Consider the following 4051-nt stretch of genomic DNA (forward strand, 5'->3'; position numbering starts at 1 on the left):
CCCCGCAACAGGTGCGGGGGCCGGGCCCTGGGTGTCCGACCGGGGTCAGAGGGTGAAGATCTCCTCCAGCAGCGCCTGCTGCTCGGCGGCGTGCCGCTTGGCCGAGCCGACGGCCGGGGCCGAGGACGCGGTGCGGGCGACGCGGCGCAGGCGGGAGTCGCCGGCGCTGCGGCCGATGGCCACCTGCAGGTGGTCGACCAGGTTCATCGCGATGAACGGCCAGGCACCCTGGTTGGCCGGCTCCTCCTGCGCCCAGACGAACTGGACGTCGTTGCCGTACTTGCCCAGCTCCTCCTGGAGCTCGGCGACCGGCAGCGGGTAGAGCCGCTCGACCCGGACGATCGCGGTGTCGGTGACCCCGCGCTCGGCGCGGGCCGCCGCCACGTCGTAGTAGAACTTGCCGGCGGTGATGACCACCTTGCGCACGTTCGCCGGGTCGACGGTGGTGTCACCGATGACCGGGCGGAACGAGCCGCTGGTGAACTCCTCCGCCGCACTCGCCGCGGCCTTCAGACGCAGCATCGACTTCGGGGTGAAGACGACCAGCGGCTTGTGGTGCGGGTTGTGCGTCTGCCAGCGCAGCAGGTGGAAGTAGTTCGACGGCAGGGTCGGCATCGCGACCGTCATGTTGTTCTGCGCGCACAGCTGCAGGAAGCGCTCGGGGCGGGCGGACGAGTGGTCCGGCCCCTGGCCCTCGTAGCCGTGCGGCAGCAGCAGGGTGACGCCGGAGTGCTGGCCCCACTTCTGCTCGGCGGACGCGATGTACTCGTCCACGATGGTCTGCGCGCCGTTGACGAAGTCACCGAACTGCGCCTCCCACATGACCAGCGCGTTCGGCCGGGTCAGCGAGTAGCCGTACTCGAAGCCCATCGCCGCGTACTCCGACAGCAGGCTGTCGTAGACGGTGTAGCGGGCCTGGTCCTCGGTCAGGTACAGCAGCGGGGTGTAGTCGTCGCCGGTGACCCGGTCGATCAGCACCGCGTGGCGCTGGCCGAAGGTGCCGCGGCGGCTGTCCTGGCCGGCCAGGCGGACGGGGTGGCCCTCCATCAGCAGCGAGCCGATGGCGAGGGTCTCGCCCATGGCCCAGTCGATGGTGTTGTCCTCGACCGAGGCCGCGCGGCGCTGCAGCTGCGGCAGCAGGCGCGGGTGGACGGTCAGCCACTCCGGCAGGTTGACCTGCGAGGCGGCGATCCGCTTGACCATCTCCTGCGAGATGCCGGTCTGGATGTTGACCGGGAAGTCCGCCTGCGGCTTGCCGGCGGCCCCGCCGGCCGGGGTCTGGGCGGCGTCGCGGACCTCGGAGAAGACCTTCTCCAGCTGGCCCTGGAAGTCCTGGAGCGCCTGCTCCGCCTCTTCCATGGTGATGTCGCCACGGCCGATCAGGCCCTCGGTGTAGAGCTTGCGCACCGAGCGCTTCTTGTCGATCAGGTCGTACATCAGCGGCTGGGTGAACGACGGGTTGTCGGCCTCGTTGTGACCGCGGCGGCGGTAGCAGATGAGGTCGATCACGACGTCCTTGTGGAACTCCTGGCGGAACTCGAAGGCGAGCCGCGCGATGCGGACCACGGCCTCCGGGTCGTCGCCGTTCACGTGGAAGATCGGGGCCTCGATCATGCGGGCCACGTCGGTGCAGTACATCGAGGAGCGCGAGGACGCCGGGGCGGCGGTGAAGCCGACCTGGTTGTTCACCACGATGTGCACGGTGCCGCCGGTGCGGTAGCCGCGCAGCTGCGACATGTTCAGGGTCTCCGCGACCACGCCCTGGCCCGCGAAGGCCGCGTCGCCGTGGATCTGGATCGGCAGCACCGGGAAGGTGGTGCCGCCCTGGTCCAGGACGTCCTGCTTGGCGCGGGCGATGCCCTCGACGACCGGGTCGACCGTCTCCAGGTGGGAGGGGTTCGCGGCCAGCGACACCTTGATGGTCTCGCCGTCCAGGCCGGTGAAGGTGCCCTCGGAGCCCAGGTGGTACTTGACGTCGCCGGAGCCGTGCATCGACTTCGGGTCGAGGTTGCCCTCGAACTCGCCGAAGATCTTGCCGTACGGCTTGCCGACGATGTTGGCGAGCACGTTGAGGCGGCCGCGGTGGGCCATCCCGATCACGGCCTCGTCGAGGCGGTGCTCGGCGGCCGAGTCGATGGTCGCGTCGAGCAGCGGGATGAGCGACTCGCCGCCCTCCAGCGAGAAGCGCTTCTGGCCGACGTACTTCGTCTGCAGGAAGGTCTCGAAGGCCTCGGCCGAGTTCAGCCGGCGCAGGATGCGCAGCTGCTCCTCGCGCTCCGGCTTGGTGTACGGCTTCTCCAGGCGCTCCTGCAGCCACTTGCGCTGCTTCGGGTCCTGGATGTGCATGTACTCGATGCCGACGGTGCGGCAGTACGAGGCGCGCAGCAGGCCGAGGATGTCGCGGAGCTTCATCATCTTCTGGCCGCCGAAGCCGCCGACGGCGAACTCGCGCTCCAGGTCCCACAGGGTCAGCCCGTGCTCCACGACGTCCAGGTCGGGGTGCTTGCGCTGCTTGTACTCCAGCGGGTCGGTGTCGGCCATCAGGTGGCCGCGGACCCGGTAGGAGTGGATCAGCTCCATGACGCGCGCGGTCTTGTTGACCTCGTCGTCGTGGGTGGTGGCGACGTCGGTCGCCCAGCGCACCGGCTCGTACGGGATCCGGAGGGACTCGAAGACCTCGTCGTAGAAGCCGTGCTCACCCAGCAGGAGCTGGTGGATGGTGCGCAGGAACTCGCCCGACGCCGCACCCTGGATGACCCGGTGGTCGTAGGTCGAGGTGAGCGTCATGATCTTGGAGATGCCCAGCTTGGCCAGGGTGTCCGGGGACGAGCCCTGGAACTCGGCCGGGTACTCCATGGCGCCGACGCCGACGATGGTGCCCTGGTTCTGCATCAGGCGCGGCACGGAGTGCACGGTGCCGATGCCGCCGGGGTTGGTCAGCGAGACCGTGACGCCGGTGAAGTCGTCCATGGTCAGCTTGTTGGCGCGGGCCCGGCGGACGATGTCCTCGTAGGCCTGCCAGAAGCCGAAGAAGTCGAGGGTCTCGGCCTTCTTGATCGCCGCGACCACGAGCTGGCGGTCGCCGTTCGGCTTCACCAGGTCGATCGCCAGGCCCAGGTTCACGTGGTCCGGCTTGACCAGGAACGGCTTGCCGTCCTTCACCACGTAGCTGTGGTTCATCGCCGGGCTGGCCTTGACGGCCTGCACCAGGGCGTAGCCGATCAGGTGCGTGAAGGAGACCTTGCCGCCGCGGGCGCGCTGCAGGTGGTTGTTGATGACAATGCGATTGTCGATCAGCAGCTTGGCCGGCACGGCGCGCACGGAGGTCGCGGTCGGGACCTCGAGCGAGGCGTCCATGTTGGTGGCGACGGCCTTGGCCGGACCACGCAGCGGGACGAGCTCGGGGCCCGTGGTGGCGACCGGGGCGGCGGCCGGAGCCGCTGCCTTCGGGGCCGGCGGGGCGGCCGGTGCTGCGGCCAGCGGAGCGGGAGCCTGCTGCACGGGCGCGGGTGCGGCCGGGGCAGTTGGCGCGGGCTCCGCAGGAACGGCAGCAGGGGCAGGGGCGGCAACGGGGGTCGGCGTGGGGCCGACCTGGGTCGCGGCCTGGGTCACTGGAGTCACCTCGGTACCGGGCTTGTAGTCGGCGAAAAAGTCCCACCAGGCTCGGTCGACCGAGTTGGGATCCTGGAGGTACTGCTGGTAGATCTCGTCGACGAGCCACTCATTGGGGCCGAAGCCCGAGGGCTCCGTCGTAGTGCGTGGGGCCGAGCTGTTGGGGGTTTCAGGGGACTGTGGCGACACGGCGGCAACCGCCCTCTTCCGCTTCCTTTTTGGATGGTTGGACAGCGGGGATTAAGGCTACGCCCCTGACCAGTGATCGCGCAGTCCTCAGGGGCCAGGCGTCATCCAGATCACAGTCCTGACCTGCAATTTGGCTGAAATTGTGCGTTAGAAGTTCCCGGATCGCGGGAACCGACCGGTTCCGATCGCTGGTCATACCCGTACAAACCAGGGCAAAAACCGGGCTCCGGCTGTCCGTATGGCGGACAGC

General features: G+C 69.1%; 1 protein-coding gene. It reads right to left on the reverse strand.

What is annotated here, in order from left to right:
- Positions 1-45: 45 nt before the first annotated feature.
- Complete coding sequence (locus ACFUK0_RS39630; RefSeq protein ID WP_380258853.1) at positions 46-3801, reverse strand: multifunctional oxoglutarate decarboxylase/oxoglutarate dehydrogenase thiamine pyrophosphate-binding subunit/dihydrolipoyllysine-residue succinyltransferase subunit; 3756 nt, start codon at positions 3799-3801, stop codon at positions 46-48.
- Positions 3802-4051 lie beyond the last annotated feature (250 nt).

The organism is Kitasatospora sp. NPDC057223, assembly GCF_042669755.1.
In the GTDB taxonomy this organism is placed as follows: Bacteria; Actinomycetota; Actinomycetes; order Streptomycetales; family Streptomycetaceae; genus Kitasatospora.